General features: G+C 52.1%; 15 protein-coding genes. 11 read left to right on the top strand and 4 right to left on the bottom strand.

What is annotated here, in order from left to right:
- Window positions 1-6: 6 nt before the first annotated feature.
- The 11 genes from PXC00_RS11930 (at window position 7) to PXC00_RS11980 (ending at window position 12,198) form a co-directional block, all read left to right on the top strand.
- On the top strand, window positions 7-2,433 hold the full coding sequence (locus PXC00_RS11930) for a phage tail protein (protein ID WP_275844705.1): 2,427 nt from the start codon (window positions 7-9) through the stop codon (window positions 2,431-2,433).
- Between the two features lie 11 nt (window positions 2,434-2,444).
- Window positions 2,445-3,296, top strand: coding sequence for a phage tail family protein (locus PXC00_RS11935; protein WP_275844706.1), 852 nt, complete (start codon window positions 2,445-2,447; stop codon window positions 3,294-3,296).
- A 4-nt stretch (window positions 3,297-3,300) separates the two neighbouring features.
- Entirely contained in the window at window positions 3,301-4,341 is a 1,041-nt protein-coding gene (locus PXC00_RS11940; RefSeq protein ID WP_275844707.1) for a siphovirus ReqiPepy6 Gp37-like family protein, read from the top strand.
- 4 nt (window positions 4,342-4,345) lie between these two features.
- Complete coding sequence (locus PXC00_RS11945; RefSeq protein WP_275844708.1) at window positions 4,346-4,849, top strand: hypothetical protein; 504 nt, start codon at window positions 4,346-4,348, stop codon at window positions 4,847-4,849.
- 111 nt (window positions 4,850-4,960) lie between these two features.
- The gene (locus PXC00_RS11950; protein ID WP_275844709.1) at window positions 4,961-6,664 is read left to right on the top strand and encodes a hypothetical protein; all 1,704 of its coding nucleotides are present in this window, start codon (window positions 4,961-4,963) and stop codon (window positions 6,662-6,664) included.
- A 78-nt stretch (window positions 6,665-6,742) separates the two neighbouring features.
- Window positions 6,743-7,156, top strand: a complete 414-nt coding sequence (locus PXC00_RS11955) for a phage holin family protein (RefSeq protein WP_275844710.1) — start codon at window positions 6,743-6,745, stop codon at window positions 7,154-7,156.
- A gap of 2 nt (window positions 7,157-7,158) precedes the next feature.
- Window positions 7,159-8,124: a GH25 family lysozyme gene (locus PXC00_RS11960; protein ID WP_275844711.1), complete on the top strand. Its 966-nt coding sequence runs from the start codon at window positions 7,159-7,161 to the stop codon at window positions 8,122-8,124.
- 138 nt (window positions 8,125-8,262) lie between these two features.
- Window positions 8,263-8,475, top strand: coding sequence for an SHOCT domain-containing protein (locus PXC00_RS11965; protein WP_275844712.1), 213 nt, complete (start codon window positions 8,263-8,265; stop codon window positions 8,473-8,475).
- Between the two features lie 61 nt (window positions 8,476-8,536).
- Window positions 8,537-10,120: a recombinase family protein gene (locus tag PXC00_RS11970; protein WP_275844713.1), complete on the top strand. Its 1,584-nt coding sequence runs from the start codon at window positions 8,537-8,539 to the stop codon at window positions 10,118-10,120.
- A 91-nt stretch (window positions 10,121-10,211) separates the two neighbouring features.
- Entirely contained in the window at window positions 10,212-10,643 is a 432-nt protein-coding gene (locus PXC00_RS11975; protein WP_275844714.1) for a recombinase, read from the top strand.
- A complete protein-coding gene (locus PXC00_RS11980) occupies window positions 10,630-12,198 on the top strand; it encodes a recombinase family protein (RefSeq protein ID WP_275844715.1) in 1,569 nt (522 codons plus the stop codon). The genes PXC00_RS11975 and PXC00_RS11980 overlap by 14 nt, the downstream gene beginning before the upstream one ends.
- Before the next feature lie 62 nt (window positions 12,199-12,260).
- Here the strand turns inward: PXC00_RS11980 and PXC00_RS11985 are convergent, their stop codons facing one another.
- From PXC00_RS11985 to PXC00_RS12000, 4 genes are all read right to left on the bottom strand, one after another.
- A complete protein-coding gene (locus PXC00_RS11985; protein WP_275844716.1) occupies window positions 12,261-12,986 on the bottom strand; it encodes a MerR family transcriptional regulator in 726 nt (241 codons plus the stop codon).
- A 277-nt stretch (window positions 12,987-13,263) separates the two neighbouring features.
- The gene (locus tag PXC00_RS11990; protein WP_275844717.1) at window positions 13,264-14,133 is read right to left on the bottom strand and encodes an AraC family transcriptional regulator; all 870 of its coding nucleotides are present in this window, start codon (window positions 14,131-14,133) and stop codon (window positions 13,264-13,266) included.
- Window positions 14,111-14,371 (bottom strand): hypothetical protein, encoded by a 261-nt coding sequence (locus PXC00_RS11995; protein ID WP_275844718.1) that lies wholly within the window; start codon window positions 14,369-14,371, stop codon window positions 14,111-14,113. Before PXC00_RS11995 ends, PXC00_RS11990 begins: the two co-directional genes overlap by 23 nt.
- Before the next feature lie 61 nt (window positions 14,372-14,432).
- Complete coding sequence (locus PXC00_RS12000) at window positions 14,433-15,302, bottom strand: aminoglycoside phosphotransferase family protein (protein WP_275844719.1); 870 nt, start codon at window positions 15,300-15,302, stop codon at window positions 14,433-14,435.
- Window positions 15,303-15,802 lie beyond the last annotated feature (500 nt).

Raw genomic sequence — 15,802 nt, forward strand, 5'->3', positions numbered from 1 at the left:
CGGCAGATGGCGGATAATTTCGGCCTGAAAATCGGTGTGGAGGGCGAAAAGGAGTTCAAAAAGGCGCTCTCGGATATCAATCAGAGCTTCAAGGTTCTCGGCTCGGAAATGACGCTGGTCACCAGCCAGTTTGACAGGCAGGACAAATCCGTGCAGGCGGCCGCCGCCCGGAATGAAGTCCTCAACAAGCAGATCGACGCCCAGAAGACGAAAATTGAAACCCTGCGCGCCGCTTTAGAGAACGCCGCCACTTCCTTCGGCGAAAACGACCGCCGCACCCAGAACTGGCAGATTCAACTGAATAAGGCGCAGGCTGAACTGAACGATATGGAGCGCGAGCTGTCAGAATCCGCCGAGGACGCGGACAATTTGGGAAATGAACTGAAGGAAAGCGCCGATGAGGCGGAAAAGTCCGGTTCCAAGTTTGAAAAGCTGAGTGGCGTCCTCAAAGGCGTCGGCGTGGCGATGGGCGCGGTCGTGGTCGCCGCAGGCGCCGCCGCCGTCAAGCTCGGCAAGGAAGTCATTTCCGCTTATGCGGATTACGAACAGCTGGTGGGCGGCGTGGATACGCTGTTTAAAGATTCCAGCGCGGCCGTCCAGAGCTATGCCGCCAACGCTTTCAAGACCGCCGGTATGTCCGCCAACGAGTATATGGAGACGGTCACCAGCTTTTCGGCCAGCCTCATCCAGTCCCTCGGCGGCGACACCGCCAAGGCGGCCAAAGCGGCGGACACGGCGATTACCGATATGTCCGACAACGCCAACAAAATGGGCACGGACATTTCCGCCATTCAGGACGCGTATCAGGGCTTTGCCAAGCAGAACTACACGATGCTCGACAACCTCAAGCTCGGCTATGGCGGCACGAAAACTGAGATGGAGCGGCTCCTTTCCGACGCCGAAAAACTGTCCGGGCAGAAATATGACATCAGCAATCTGAACGATGTGTACGCGGCCATCCACGTTATTCAGACGGAAATGGGCATCACGGGCACCACCGCCAAGGAAGCGACCGAAACCATCAGCGGGTCAATTTCGGGCATGCAGTCTGCGTTCAGCAACTTGATTGCGGGGCTGGGCGATGCGGACGCGGATATTCAGCTGCTGATCGGCAACGTGGTGGAAGCGTTTCAAAATGTGGTCAAAAACATCACGCCGGTGATTGAAAACATCGTCGCCGCCCTGCCCGCCGCTTTGGACGGGATTCTGCAGGCGCTCGGCGAACTGCTCCCCACGCTGCTGTCCACGGTGGTCAGCCTGTTTACGCAGGTGCTCGACACGCTTCTGACGCTTCTGCCACAGTTGATTCCAGCGGCGGTGGACGCGGTCATGACCATCGTTTCCGCCCTCATTGACAGCCTGCCGCTCCTCATCGACGCGGCGGTGCAGCTGGTGACGGCGCTGGTCGAGGGTATCGGCTCAGCTCTGCCGGAACTGATTCCCGCGGCGGTAAACGCCGTGACCACCATTGTGCAGGGACTGATTGACAATCTCCCGATGCTGCTGGAGGCGGCGCTGCAGCTCATTCTCGGTCTGGCGCAGGGGCTGCTTGACGCCATTCCGCAGCTGGTGGCGGCACTCCCCGCCATCATCACCGCGCTGGTGAATTTTCTGGTCGGCTCGATTCCGCAGATTATCGAGGCCGGCATTCAGCTTTTGACCTCGCTGGTGACCGCCCTGCCGCAGATCATTGAAGCGGTGACGGCGGCGATTCCCCAGATTGTGGACGGCCTTGTGAATGCGCTGATTCTTTCCATCCCTCTCATTGTGGAGGCGGGCGTCAAGCTGCTCATCGCGCTGATTCAGAACCTGCCGCTCATCATCACGACGGTAGTTTCCGCCATCCCGCAGATTGTCGCCGCCCTGTCAAGCGCCTTCGCCGGGAACACCGGAAAAATCATTACGGCGGGCGTGAAGCTGCTGGTTTCGCTGATTGCCAATCTGCCCTCCATCATTGTGGAAATCGTCAAAGCGGTACCCCAGATTGTGGCGGGACTGGTTAGCGCCTTCACCGGCTATATCGGGCAGATGGCGCAGGTGGGCGGCAATCTCATCAAGGGCTTGTGGCAGGGGATTTCGGATGCCGGCACGTGGCTGTGGAACAAAATCAGCGGCTTCTTCGGCGGCGTCGTGGACCGCATCAAGGACTTCTTCGGCATTCATTCGCCTTCGACGCTGTTCGCCGGTCTTGGCCGCAACATGGGCGAAGGCATCGGCGTGGGGTTCGAGGATGCGATGGCGTCCGTGTCGCGTGAGATGCAAAACGCCATCCCCACCAGCTTTTCTGTCAGCGCCGGCGCATCCGGGCGAAGCACTTCCGCAGGCACGAGCATCACCCAGAACATCTCGGTGGTTTCTCCCAAGGCGCTGTCCGAAAAGGAGCTTGCCCGGGAATTTAAGAACCTCTCGCGCAAGCTGGCGCTGGAGTTTTAAGGAGGGACGGCATGGAACTGACCTATACCAACGAATCGGGCGGCAAGCTGACGCTGCGGCAGGCAAAGCCGTTCTTTCTGACAACGCTTGACGGCGCGGGGAGCGTCCGCCAGACCGTCAATACCTTTCAGGCGCCCCAGCAGGACGGCGCTTTTTTCATTTCCTCCGCGCTGGATATGCGCAATATTACGCTGGAAGGAACGATTGTGGCGGGAACGCCGAACAAAGCCTACGAGTACCGCAGGCAGTTTTTGAAGATATTCACGCCCAAACAGCAGGGCACGCTGACTTACCGGAACCGGCAGATTGCCTGCGTGGTGGAGGAAGCCGGGTTCACCGCCTCGGGCAGGGAGCGCGCGCCGGGCTTCTTCGTCAGCCTGCTGTGTCCCTCGCCCTTCTTTGAAGCGCTTGCGGAAGTCCGCGCGGAGCTTGCCCGCTGGACGCCGCTCTTTCATTTTGTGCTGGAAATCCCTGACGGCGGCGTGGAATTCGGCTCCCGCCAGCCCAGTCAGATTATTACGGTGGAAAATCCCGGCGATGTATCCTGCGGGTGCCGAATCGTGTTCCGGGCGCTGGGCGAGGTGGAAAATCCCGAACTGATGGATGTTTCTACCGGCGAATATGTCCGCCTGAACACCGTCATGACCGCCGGCGAGGAAATCCGCGTTTACACCCATTTTGCGGGCAAGCGGGTGGTGCGGCTGCAGAGCGGTGAGGAAGTCAGCGTATTCAGCCTGCTGGATACCGGCTCGACTTTCCTTCAGCTTTCGCCGGGGGAAACCACGCTCCGCTACGATGCGGCGGCGGGCAAGGAACTGCTGGAGGTCAGCCTGTACTACCGTCCGCAGTATCTGGGAGTGTGATTTTATGGAACTGTATGTTTTTGATGCGAACCGCCGGCCTGCCGGCGTGGTGGAGTCGTTTGAATATCTGCGCTGGACAAGGAAGTATTCCCAGTGCGGGAGTTTTGAACTCAAGGCCATCGCCACGGCGGAAAACCTCGCTCTGCTGACGCTGGGAAATCTTCTTTGGAAAAGCGGCGGTGAGGAAGCCGGCGTGATTGAGTATGCGGAAATCTCGCAGGAGGAAAAAGAGCTCATCACCGTCAGCGGGCGATTCGCCGTTTCCTACCTCGCCCGGCGCATTGTGTGGGACACGGAAATCCTAAACGGTACGCTCGCCGACTGCGTGGGGCAGCTTTTGGATAATCACCTCATCAATCCGGGCAACACCGACCGGCGGATGGACTTCATCGCCTATGACGGCGGCGGGCTGTCGGACCCGGTCAGCACCCAGATTTCCTACAAAAACCTCATGGACGCGGCAATGAGCCTGTGTGAGGCGGCGGACGCGGGCATCAAGGCGGTGTTCAATCCGGCAAATGGAATCTTCACCGTCACGCTGTACAAGGGCGCCGCATCGCAGGCGGTGTTCTCGTGGGAGTACGAAAATCTTACGTCACAGACCTTTACCAAAAGCGCCTCGGACTATGCCAACGTGGCGCTGGTCGGCGGCGAGGGCGAAGGGGCGGAACGCGTATTTGCCGTGTATGGAGAAAGCGAGGGTACTGAGCGCCGGGAGGTATTTGTGGACGCCAAAAGCCTCCGCTCCGAGGATTTCGGGGACGAATACACCGCCGCCCTGCTCTTTCAAGGGCAGAGCAAGTTAAGCGAGCTTGCGATGGCGCAGTCCTTCGATGCGTCCGTCAATCCACACGGCAATCTAACCTACGGCACGGATTTCGACCTTGGGCAAACCGTGAAGGTGGTGTCAAAGAAATGGGGCGTGACGCTTACCACCCGCATTACGGAGATTGAGGAAAGCTACGACAGCACCGGGCAGAGCCTGGACATCACGTTCGGCAAGGGTATGCTCACGCTGGCACAGAAACTGAAATTGGAGGGGTGATACGATGGAGAAAAGCGGATTTTTCAACAGCACCAGCGGCGACCGGATGTACGACGCGTCCGACTTTGCGGGGTATTTTTCAAAGCTGGTGTCAAACGGCATCTTTTATGCCAATGCCGACAATCTGCGTGTGACGCCGGGCGGCGGGCTGTCGGTGAACGTCCTCGCCGGCAGTGCTTGGATCAATGGCTACGCCTATGAAAATACAGAGGAACTGAACCTGACGCTTGCGGCGGCAGACGGCGTGAATTCCCGCATCGACCGGGTGGTCGTCCGCTGGGACGCGGTGGAGCGCAAGATTTCCGCGGCTGTGCTGACGGGAACGGCGGCGGCTTCTCCCACCGCGCCGGACATTACCCGAAGCGACAATCTTTATGATTTGGTTCTGGCAAATGTCATGATTCCTGCCGGCGCGGTATATATCGCCACGCAGCATCTGACGGACAAAAGGCTGGATACAGCTCTGTGCGGCACGGTCAATTCGCTGATTACGGCGGTCTATGAATAGGAGGTGTTGTCGTTGCTGCGCAACAACGCAAGTTTTCCTTTTTTGCAAAAAGGAATGCAAAAATTCGGCAAGCCGAAACGGAAAACTTGTTAATCGGAAGGAGGATTTTAAATGGCAGATATCAACGGCGTTGTATTAAGCGCGGGCAGCGGCCCGACGGTTAAATACACCATTACCTATTCCAAAAGCCGTCCGAGCAACAGTCAGATGACCTACAGTTTCACCATTGCGGCGGCTCTGGGTTCCTCGGGTTCCTACATCCACAGCGGCTACGCGCTTTTATGCACCGTCACCATCAACGGCTCGTCCGGTCAGGTGCGCATCAAGGCCGCCGACAACGACAACTGGGACGGCACCACGCCCCGCTACCGTTCTGTGACGGTGACCTGTTCGTCCACCGCTGGCAACGCCGCGCAGGGCGTGCGCTTCCGGGTGGTGTCGGACGGGCGGCTGAGCATCAGCTCCGGCGTTATCGACAATTCCAGTTATACGGTGACCAGCTCCGCGCTTCTGACCACCGCTTGCGGTGCGCCAACCTCCTGCTCGATTGCTCCGACCGTGGCGGAGGGCGGTGCCACGCTTTCGTGGAGCGGTGCTTCCTCCGGGACAAACAACGCCGTCACAGGATTTGAAATCCAGTACAGCGATTCCTCCAACAACGCCGATTGGGGAAACTGGACGGCGCTGAGCACGGTTTCTTCCTCTTCCGGGACGGGGAGTTTATCTGTTTCGCCGCCCTCCACACGAGGCAGTTACCGCCGGTTTCGAATACGAACGCAGGGCGCGGCTGGGTCCGGCTACTATTCGGGCTGGACGGTCTCCTCCAATTCCGTACGCAAAAACACGCCGCCCGGAAAGGCATCTGTTTTGACGGCATCTCCCTTGGTCTACAGCGAAGGACCCGTTACCCTGACATGGAGCGGCGCGTCAGGCGGCACCAGTCCCATCAAGGGCTACATGCTGGCAAGCAAGACATCCACGGACGGTTCGACCTGGACTTCATGGAATGTGCTGGAAACCTTCAATCTCTCCGCATCCTCTGGGACACGGGCAGCGGCGGCTTCCACCACGCCCGGCACTTACACGAAATACGGTCTGTGGACCATCGACACGCTGGACGTCTATTCCGCCGAGCAGGTGTCCAACAGCATTCTCTGCGTGGCGGCCGCCTGTGATGAACCGACAATCGCGGCGCCGAAAAACGGCGCTTCCACCTACAACCCGAATCCCCGCGTGCTGCTGACCACCGGCGCGCAGCCGGACGAACAGGTGGCGCAGGTGAAAATCGGCACGGGCAGCTGGCGGGACGGCGTGAACAATCCGTCTCTCTTTTCACCCAGCGGCTCGGTCGGCGGTAGTGCGGCGGTGATGTTCAAGGCGGAATCCCAGTCGGCGGGGACAAAAACGCTCACAGTGCGGTGCGTGAACACGGATTTTGAAGCGCCCAGCGCGGAGGTTTCCCGCTCGTTTACGGTGCTGGCGTCTCCGTTTGAAGCAATCGCGGCAAATGAAACCAAGGTGAAGGCAAGCCATATCACGGCGCTTCGCACCGCCGTCAACACCGTGCGCAATTACTACGGCCTTGCGCCGGTTTCGTGGAGCGAGGAAATCACGGCGGGCAGAACGAAAGTGAAAAACTGGCCGCTTCACATTCTGGAAATCCGCGCCGCCGTAGAGCCGGTGATTGCGGTCATCAATCAGTACAGCGCGGCCTCCGGCTTTGCCGTGCCGGAACCGGACTGGGAGGAGCTCGGAACAGGCAGGCCCCGGGCGGCGGTGATGAATCAGCTTGCCGAACTGATTCTTTCGCTGTAACACTCACAAATTCAAGCGTTTCCGCTCTGTGCGGGAGCGCTTTTTTCATACAAAAAATTGAAAACAGGAGGTATCGATATGAAGGAAATCTGGGTCTGGATTCAGGCCGCGCTGGCGGCTGTCGGCGGTTTTCTCGGCTGGTTCCTCGGCGGGTGGGACGGCTTTCTCTATGCGCTGCTGGCGTTTGTCGTCCTCGACTATCTGACGGGCGTGCTGTGCGCGATTGCCGACAAAAAGCTCTCCAGCGAAGTCGGCTTCAAGGGCATTTCCCGCAAGGTACTGATTTTCGCGCTGGTGGGCGTTGGGAACATCATCGACAGTCAGGTGTTGGGCTACAGCGGCGCGGTGCGCACGGCAGTTATCTTTTTCTACCTGTCCAACGAAGGCGTGTCCATTCTGGAGAACGCGGGGCATCTGGGGCTTCCCATCCCCGAAAAACTGAAGGCGGTTCTGGAACAACTCCATGACCGCAATGATGAGGAGGAACAATAACTATGGCAGGAATCAAAGGAATTGACGTATCCCACTGGCAGGGAACGATTGACTGGGGCAAGGTCAAAGCGGCAGGCATTAAGTTTGCCATCATCAAAGCCGGAGGCTCTGACGCGGGCTTCTACACCGACAGCAAATGGGAAGAAAACTATACGGGGGCCAAGGCAGCAGGCATCCCTATCGGCGCATACTACTTCGTCGGCAAGGACTGCGTGACTGCCTCTGCAGGAAAAGCTGATGCGGAACGCTTCATCAAAATCCTGAAAGGCAAGCAGCTGGAGTATCCTGTCTACATGGATAACGAAGCGCAGCCTGCTTCCGCCAAAGCCGGTATTACGGAAGCCGCCATTGCTTTCTGTGAGACAATGGAAGCCGCCGGATACTTTGTCGGTATCTACGGCTCTGCTGTCTCCGGTTTTAAGGAGCGCATGGATGACAGCAAGCTCAAGGCCTATTCCCACTGGGTGGCGCAGTACGCCAGTAAATGCACCTACTCCGGCGAATACGGTATCTGGCAGTATTCTTCCACTGGCAAGGTCGATGGCATCAATGGAAATGTGGATATGGACTATGGATATATCGATTATCCGTCCATCATCACGAACAGCGGCTTTAACGGCTACAGTAACGGGAGTGCGACTACAACCTACACGAAGTCCGTTGATGAACTTGCCGCCGAGGTCATCCGCGGGGATTGGGGCAACGGAGACACACGCAAACAACGCCTGACCGCCGCCGGGTATGACTACACCGCCGTACAGGCAAAGGTCAACGAGATTCTTTCCGGGAAAAGCACTTCAACCACGGAAACCTATGAAAGCTATACCGTGGTCAAGGGCGACACCCTCTGGGGCATTGCCGCCAAAAAGCTTGGAAGCGGCGCACGATACAAGGAAATCAAGACGCTGAATAGTTTGTCCTCAGACACGATTTATGCCGGGCAGAAGCTGAAAATCCCGAAAAAGTAAATACGACTGCCCGTCAGCCCCTCGCTGTCCACTTTCGGATGGTGAGGGGCTGTTTTTTTGTTTACGTTCTCGGCCAAACTCAGTCCTTTTGTCCAGATGGGTCATTGAGGGAATTCCTCGGATGGGAGGTAAGCGTATATGGCTGTTATTACTGGCGTAATACCAGAAATCAATGATGAAAAGAAACCTGTTTCACAGGAACAATTGCGGCGCGAAGTAGATTATGCAAGGGCACAGAAAATACTCGAATCCATGCTGAATCAGGGGCTTATTTCATTGTCAGAATTCGACAAGATCACCGCCTTAAACCGCGAATCTTTCTCTCCCGCGCTGGCGGAGATTATGCCCTGAAACCGTTGCTATCACATCGTTTTAGAGGTAATATTGTCACACTGACCAAGGAGGTGAAAACGTGAAGAAGGTCACGAAAATAGATTCCCGTGCTGTCAACCCGATTGGGGAAAATGAAGCGCCAAAACTGCGTGTCGCGGCCTACTGCCGTGTTTCCACCGACAGCGACGAGCAGAAGGAAAGTCTGGAAACGCAGATTCGGCATTATGAATCATACATCAAGGCAAATCCCGCATGGAAATTTGCCGGCGTGTATTCCGACGAAGGCGTCACCGGCACCAAAAAGGAAAAGCGTCCGGAGCTTCTCCGGATGATTGCCGACTGCGAGGACGGGCGGATTGACTATATCGTCACCAAGTCTATCAGCCGGTTTGCAAGAAACACCGCCGACTGTCTGGAACTGGTGCGCAAACTTCAGAAACGCGGCATTTTTATCTATTTCGAGAAAGAAAATCTGGACACCGGCACCATGGAAAGCGAATTCATGCTGTCCATCCTGAGCGGCCTTGCCGCGGAGGAGTCGGCTTCCATTTCTCAGAATAATAAATGGTCGATTCAGCGCCGGTTCCAAAACGGCACCTATAAAATCACCTGCCCGCCCTACGGCTACGATTCCATTGACGGAATACTGGTCATAAACGAGCGGGAGGCGAAAGTCGTTCGCTTTATCTTTTCGGAAATTCTGTCCGGAAAAGGAACGCCCCAAATAGCCAAAGAATTGAACCGCCGAGGACGAAAGGGAAAGATGGGCGGTCAGTGGACATCGACGAGCATTCGCGGAATGGTAATCAACGAAAAATATACCGGCGATGCCGTTTTTCAAAAAACCTATACCGACTCGAATTTCAACCACCGCCGCAACGATGGGGAAAAAGAGAAATATCTGATTCGAAACCATCACGAACCGATTGTCAGCCGCGAGGACTTTGAAGCCGCGCAGGCCGTTATCGCTCAGCACCGCAGGGAAAAAGGCATAAAACCGAAGCAGACAAAGTATCTGAACCGATACCCGTTTTCGGGAAAAATTATTTGTGAACACTGCGGCGGCACGTTCAAGCGCCGTACCCACGCATACGGGCGGCACAAAATCGCGTGGTGCTGCGGCACCCATATCAAGGACATCAAAAAATGCCCGGTGAAATACATTCCAGAGTCCGCCCTCGAATGCGCCTTTGTCACGATGATGAACAAGCTCATCTTTGCCAATCAGGCTGTTCTCAAACCCCTGCTGTTCAGTCTGCGCGGGGTAAACGCCGATGACGGCATGGAGCGAATCGGAGAGCTCGAAAAAAGTCTGGAGGAAAACCGGCGTCAGCAGGAAATGCTGGTCAGTCTGTTGAGCAAGGGGTATCTGGAACCCGCCGTTTACAAGAAAAGCAATAACGAGCTGCTTCGGGAAGCCGAGCGGATTCAGCATCAAAAGGATTCCATTTCTCGTCTTTTGAACTGTGACAGTCAATACCTGACGGAGGTCAGTGAGCTTCTGCAGTACTGTACGAAAGCAAAAATGCTGCGGGAATTTGACGGAGCACTGTTCTCCCGCTTTGTGGAGCGGATTCACGTGTATGAGCGTGAGAAAATTGGCTTTGAAATGAAATGCGGCGTCACGCTGAAAGAAAGGCTGTGTGATTGGTCTGAAAGATAAATCTTTCAGACACGAGTTTCATGCTTTTCGGACAGTGTCCGAAATTTCGCAAGCGAAACCGCATAAAACATCGAAAAGAGGAGATTGATTGATGAGCCACATACCCTACGGCTACCGGATTGAAAACGGGAAAGCCGTCATTGATGAGAAAACCGCCGAACAGGTGAGGACACTCTTTGAGGCCTACCTTTCCGGTGATTCCATGAGTACCGCCGCAGACAAGGCGGGAATTAAAAGTTTTCACGCCGGAATCGGCAGAATGCTTACAAACGCCCGCTATTTGGGCGACGGGTTTTATCCCGCCATCATCGACGCAGATACCTTTGCGGCCGCAGAAGCGGAGCGCGCCCGGCGGGTGGAAAAGCTGGGCCGTATTCAGAAGCAGAAAGAACCGGAAAAGGCGGTCTTTCCCACATCTTTTTGCATACGCGAAAGAACGGAGCAGTTAGATGACCCGTTCGAGCAGGCGGAATACGCCTACAGTCTGATCGAAACGGAGGTAAAAACAGATGGAAGTCAGTAAAAATATCACAGTCATTCCGGCGAGAAAACACAGGCGCGCCGAACCGGGTGAGGAGAAGCCGAAGCTGCGTGTCGCCGCTTACTGCCGGGTTTCCACCGATACGGAGGAGCAGGCCACCAGCTATGAAACGCAGATTGAGCATTACACCGCCTACATTAACGGCCACCCGGACTGGACGCTGGCGGGCGTTTTCGCGGACGACGGAATCAGTGGGACCAACACCAAAAAGCGCGACGAGTTCAACCGCATGGTTGACGAGTGCATGGCGGGCAAAATCGACATGATTGTCACCAAATCCATCAGCCGGTTTGCCCGAAACACGCTGGACTGCCTGAAATACATCCGCCAGTTGAAAGAGAAAAATATTCCCGTGTATTTTGAAAAAGAGAACATCAACACGATGGATTCCAAGGGCGAAGTGCTTTTAACGATTATGGCGTCCCTTGCCCAGCAGGAAAGCCAGAGCCTTTCTCAAAACGTGAAGCTGGGCCTGCAGTACCGCTACCAGCAGGGACAAATCCAGGTCAACTGCACCCGCTTCCTCGGCTATACCAAGGACGAAAACAAGCATCTGGTTATCGTTCCGGAGGAGGCAAAAATCGTTCGGCGCATTTACCGCGAATACCTTGAGGGTGCCAGTATGCTCAAAATTGCCCGCGGTCTGGAAGCGGACGGCATTTTAAACGGCGCGGGCAATGCACACTGGCACACCAGCAATATCAGCCAGATTCTGCGAAATGAGAAATACATCGGCGACGCTCTTCTGCAGAAAACCTACACCACGGATTTTCTCACGAAAACGCGCGTCAAAAACCAAGGCATTGTTCCGCAATATTACGTGGAAAACAGCCACGAAGCCATTATTCCGCGTGAGATTTTCATGCAGGCACAGGAGGAGCTGGTGCGTCGGCGGCTGGTTCATAAAAGCCCAAACGGGAAAAACCGGGTGTTCAGCAGCAGCCACTGCCTGTCGAACATCGTCTACTGCGGCGGCTGCGGGGAGTTTTACCGCCGAATTCACTGGTACAACCGGGGCAAAAAATCGGTTGTCTGGCGGTGCATCAGCCGGTTGGAGAACACCGGCCTGTACTGCGACGCCCGCACCGTGCCGGAGAACCAGCTGGAGCAGGTGCTGGTCAAAGCCATCAACCGGACACTCTGCGACAAGGACGATTTTCTCGAAATCCTGCAGAAAAACATTGAAACTGTCCTCAGCCACGGGAATGACCAGGCGCTCGCCGACATCGAAAAGCGCTTGAAGGAACTGCAGGCAGAGCTTTTGAAGCTGGCCGCGTCCAATGCGGATTATGAGAAAGTGGGCAACGAGATTTACCGCCTGCGGGACGAAAAGCAGAAGGCCCTGATGGAAAGCGCCAACCGTGACGAGGTCAAGAAGCGCATCGCCGACATGGGTACTTTCCTACGGGAACAGCCCACAGAAATTACGGAATATGACGAATCCCTTGTCCGGCGGCTGATTGAAAAAGTAACTGTCTACGCAGATAAATTCACCGTGGAATTCAAGTCTGGTGTAACGGCGGATGTGGATGAATAAGGGTAAAAACGAGCAAGGCACTCTGCGGAATTTTTGAACGCAGGGTGCCTCGTTTGTTTTACTTAAGTTTTTTTCTCTGTACCAATCTCAACACAGTAACCAGTATAACCACAATGTGGGCAGGTTAGTTTTCTCGTTTTTGGTGTATGGCTGGAAAATATAAATTTAGTTATCGTCGGTCTGAATTTTGTATTACATTCCGCACAGATATATTCGGTGTTTGTATAATATATCCTTGTCAATATAATTCCCAATAACAGGACCATTGGAAATCCTATCGCAAAGGGAATCCATAACCCCTTTGTAATCCACGGGATCACCGTTGAAATTAAAATGATATCCATGAGCAGTCCCACGACAACCATAGTCGCATGAGTTCTTTTGAGTACTTTTTTACGCTCCATCATATGTTCTATGTCGCGAATTGAATTTACCGAGATTTTACCTGTGCTTTGAATGTTTTCCTTAATAGCCGAAATAACATTCAATTGTTTTTGTCTGTCCTTAATTTCTGTATCAATTTGTTTTGCCTGCTCGCTGAGCAATAAAAGCAATACTTTCGATTGATTATCACTGTCCAGTATTCCCTTGATTGTTCCCAGCGTTAATCCAAGCGCTTTAAGCATACAAATAAAACGCAGTTTATTAAGATCATCGTCAGAATACAGCCGACGCCCTCCTTCCGTCAGTTGCGATGGTTTCAGTAGATCTTTTGCGTCATAAAATTGTACTGTTCGGACAGTGGTATCGCACAGCTTTGCCAATTCACCGGTCGTATATTGCGGCATAGAAATCACCTCCTTGCCTTTATCCTACACGATTACGCAACGTCATGAGCAAGGGGTCACGTAAGAGGATTTTTTGTATAAAACTTAATTTTTTTAGTTTTATACATAAGAATCAATACGAGTAAAGTGTTTTTGGAGAATATGAACGCTGGGCGCCTTACTCATTTTTGTGTTTAAGTTCATATGTAAAACATAATTGTGAGTTTTGAATTGTGCTCATTTTGCAAGGAAAATTTCTAATTATGCAACCAACTATGCTAGAATATATCAGTATTCATCATGCTTCCTCAACTGCTATCCATACTTCTTGGCGATTTTCTTTCATATAGCATTCAAATACAGGCAAGTCTGAAAGCTTATAGCCTGAACTTGGCAGCCATTCAGAATAAAATTTCTGATAGACATCCTGCACTGCCTTTGGGATTTCACCATCCGCATTGATGATGGCCCATGTTGCGGCAGGATAGGAGAACTCCACCATTCCTTCCGGAACAGGAGCATGATTACAATTCGGCACATCTACATAGTTTGTGACAGCTAAAATATAGTCCATTTCATCAGAGCTTCCCCACTCACCTCCGGCGGCAACTCCCAAAAAACCGGAAGGTCGATAATCCGGGAAAAACTGCATTAATTTTTTCATAGTACCGTCTTTCCACGCCTTTTCCCATATCTGCGGAACAAATTCAAAAGCCCTGTTCGTTTTAATCCTGTGTGAGATACCAGCTACTTTAAACGCGGGCCATTGCTCAATTTGATACTTCATTTTCTCTGCCCCTTTAATTGTAATCTGAAAAGAGATCTTAGGACAGGATTTAAGCATCGTCGGTTCATTTCTTACTGTTGACGGCAATATTCCATGAAAGTTTCTAAAAGCACGCGAAAAAGCATCTTGTGAATCATAACCATACTTCAGGGCAATATCAATGATTCTTTCGTTACCCTTTATTATATCGAATGCCGCAAGTGTTAGTCTGCGATTTCTGATATACTCTGACAATGAGGTTTGCGCCATGTATGAGAACATTCTCTGAAAATTGTATATAGAACAACACGCAATTTCAGATATTCTGTCATACGATATTTCACTTTGCAAATTAATATCAATATAATCCATAACCTCATTAAGCTGTTTTATCCAGTCCATGTCTACCACCTCCTCTCTGATTGAAATTATAGCGCAAATAGTTTATTTCTTCTCGACTTTTTATGGCGCAATTAGTAGATAAAAATTGATGAATAATAATTTGTAGGGAACTACTCACCAAATTTCTGTTTATCTCTACAACATCGACATTTGTACTTACGCGACAATAAATACCCACTGGTTTCTCTCGTCTAGCAGGTTTAGCGGGTATAATATGTACTTTTGGATTGTAAGTCATTGCGCATCTCCTAAAAATCAAGTTAACCTTAACGCATGAACTTTATTTTCATCTCAGTTCTCTATTTGATATACCAAGTTGGAATAGGGTTTTGCATATTGTTATACCAACTCAGTACATCCTTGGCTTGATTGATCATGGTATTTACTTCACTTTCTCCAAATGGAATAGCCCATGGTATAGAGGAAAGCATATTACTGCTAATGTATAGTGCAAGCAACTTCCAAAATTCAAGCGGCACTTCATTATCAAAATAACCGTTTATAATACCTGAAGCAAACATAGGGGAAGCTTGCGCACACCATACAATACGATTAAATTCTTCCCATGGATCACCAAAATCGTAACGGTCGAAATCAATAATAACTATCTTATTCTTTTCAATCATCATATTACCAATATGATAATCACCATGTTGGTAAGATTGCGGCCTGTTCGAAAGCAGAAAGCGATTAGATTCTATATATGCCATGATGTCTTCTGCACCGTCAAATTTAACAAGGCAATCATTATACATTTTAATGTTGCGATCTATTTTTGCATTGAATCGTTGTTCCCAATCCGGTTGATTTTCTGGAGCAGGAATAGAATGGATTACCTTAAGTATTCTACCGGCTTCAAGGCCATACGAATACTGCTCAAAATCATTTAGATGGGGAATAATTTCTTCAGCGTCTTTGCCATCAACCCAAGTCTGAACAGTGTAAACACCCTTATCACACTTCCCAAACTCTACTGGTTTACACATAGAAACACCGAGATCCGCTACCTGCCTCTGCATACGAAACATATCTGCACGATTAGCGCTTTTTTCTTCTGGAGTAACCCTCAAAAGGTATTTAACACCATCATCTGCTGTAACACAGTATTTTTTATCGCACGACCAACCTTTGTTAATAGGTATTTTAGAAATAAAACTTAGCTGTGACATTTTTCAATTTACCCCTCTCAGAAATTCGTCCTGAATATTCTATTGTGCAGACTAACAAACATTATATAACATTGCAAAAAAGTTGAGTTGCCTATTTCACAACTTATAGTTACCAATATCCAACCTGACCACACAACCTCGCCAATTTCAAAAAACATCTATCCTGTCCACACACCAGCCCCAAAAATGCCGAAACATCAATCCTGTTCACACGCGAACCGCCGGTATCAATATCGTTCACTCGCGCACGAAATCCGCCCTCTGGACTTGTTCTCTCAAAGTGATATTCCGCCGTTTTCGGCGCACCGAATTTTTGTCCACAAACCCCGAAAGCACCAGTATTACTGGGCTTTTCACACACTCACTCTTTTCCCCTTGACATCAATACCACGCACTCAACGTGGCTCGATTGCTTCTGATTGATGTCCGGTACCACCCGAAACGCAAAATAAGCCTTCGTTTGTTCGCGGGAATTTATCCAAGGGTAAAAATGGCTCCAA

The organism is Caproicibacterium argilliputei (assembly GCF_029211325.2).
Classification (GTDB): domain Bacteria; phylum Bacillota; class Clostridia; order Oscillospirales; family Acutalibacteraceae; genus Caproicibacterium; species Caproicibacterium argilliputei.

Coding starts and splice junctions, on each gene's coding strand:
- PXC00_RS11980 (WP_275844715.1), top strand. CDS start 10,630: ATGGAAGTCAGTAAAAATATCACAGTCATTCCGGCGAGAAAACACAGG.
- PXC00_RS11945 (WP_275844708.1), top strand. CDS start 4,346: ATGGAGAAAAGCGGATTTTTCAACAGCACCAGCGGCGACCGGATGTAC.
- PXC00_RS11950 (WP_275844709.1), top strand. CDS start 4,961: ATGGCAGATATCAACGGCGTTGTATTAAGCGCGGGCAGCGGCCCGACG.
- PXC00_RS11995 (WP_275844718.1), bottom strand. CDS start 14,371: ATGACTTACAATCCAAAAGTACATATTATACCCGCTAAACCTGCTAGA.
- PXC00_RS11940 (WP_275844707.1), top strand. CDS start 3,301: ATGGAACTGTATGTTTTTGATGCGAACCGCCGGCCTGCCGGCGTGGTG.
- PXC00_RS11930 (WP_275844705.1), top strand. CDS start 7: ATGGCGGATAATTTCGGCCTGAAAATCGGTGTGGAGGGCGAAAAGGAG.
- PXC00_RS11990 (WP_275844717.1), bottom strand. CDS start 14,133: ATGGACTGGATAAAACAGCTTAATGAGGTTATGGATTATATTGATATT.
- PXC00_RS11975 (WP_275844714.1), top strand. CDS start 10,212: ATGAGCCACATACCCTACGGCTACCGGATTGAAAACGGGAAAGCCGTC.
- PXC00_RS11960 (WP_275844711.1), top strand. CDS start 7,159: ATGGCAGGAATCAAAGGAATTGACGTATCCCACTGGCAGGGAACGATT.
- PXC00_RS11955 (WP_275844710.1), top strand. CDS start 6,743: ATGAAGGAAATCTGGGTCTGGATTCAGGCCGCGCTGGCGGCTGTCGGC.
- PXC00_RS11965 (WP_275844712.1), top strand. CDS start 8,263: ATGGCTGTTATTACTGGCGTAATACCAGAAATCAATGATGAAAAGAAA.
- PXC00_RS11985 (WP_275844716.1), bottom strand. CDS start 12,986: ATGCCGCAATATACGACCGGTGAATTGGCAAAGCTGTGCGATACCACT.
- PXC00_RS12000 (WP_275844719.1), bottom strand. CDS start 15,302: ATGTCACAGCTAAGTTTTATTTCTAAAATACCTATTAACAAAGGTTGG.
- PXC00_RS11935 (WP_275844706.1), top strand. CDS start 2,445: ATGGAACTGACCTATACCAACGAATCGGGCGGCAAGCTGACGCTGCGG.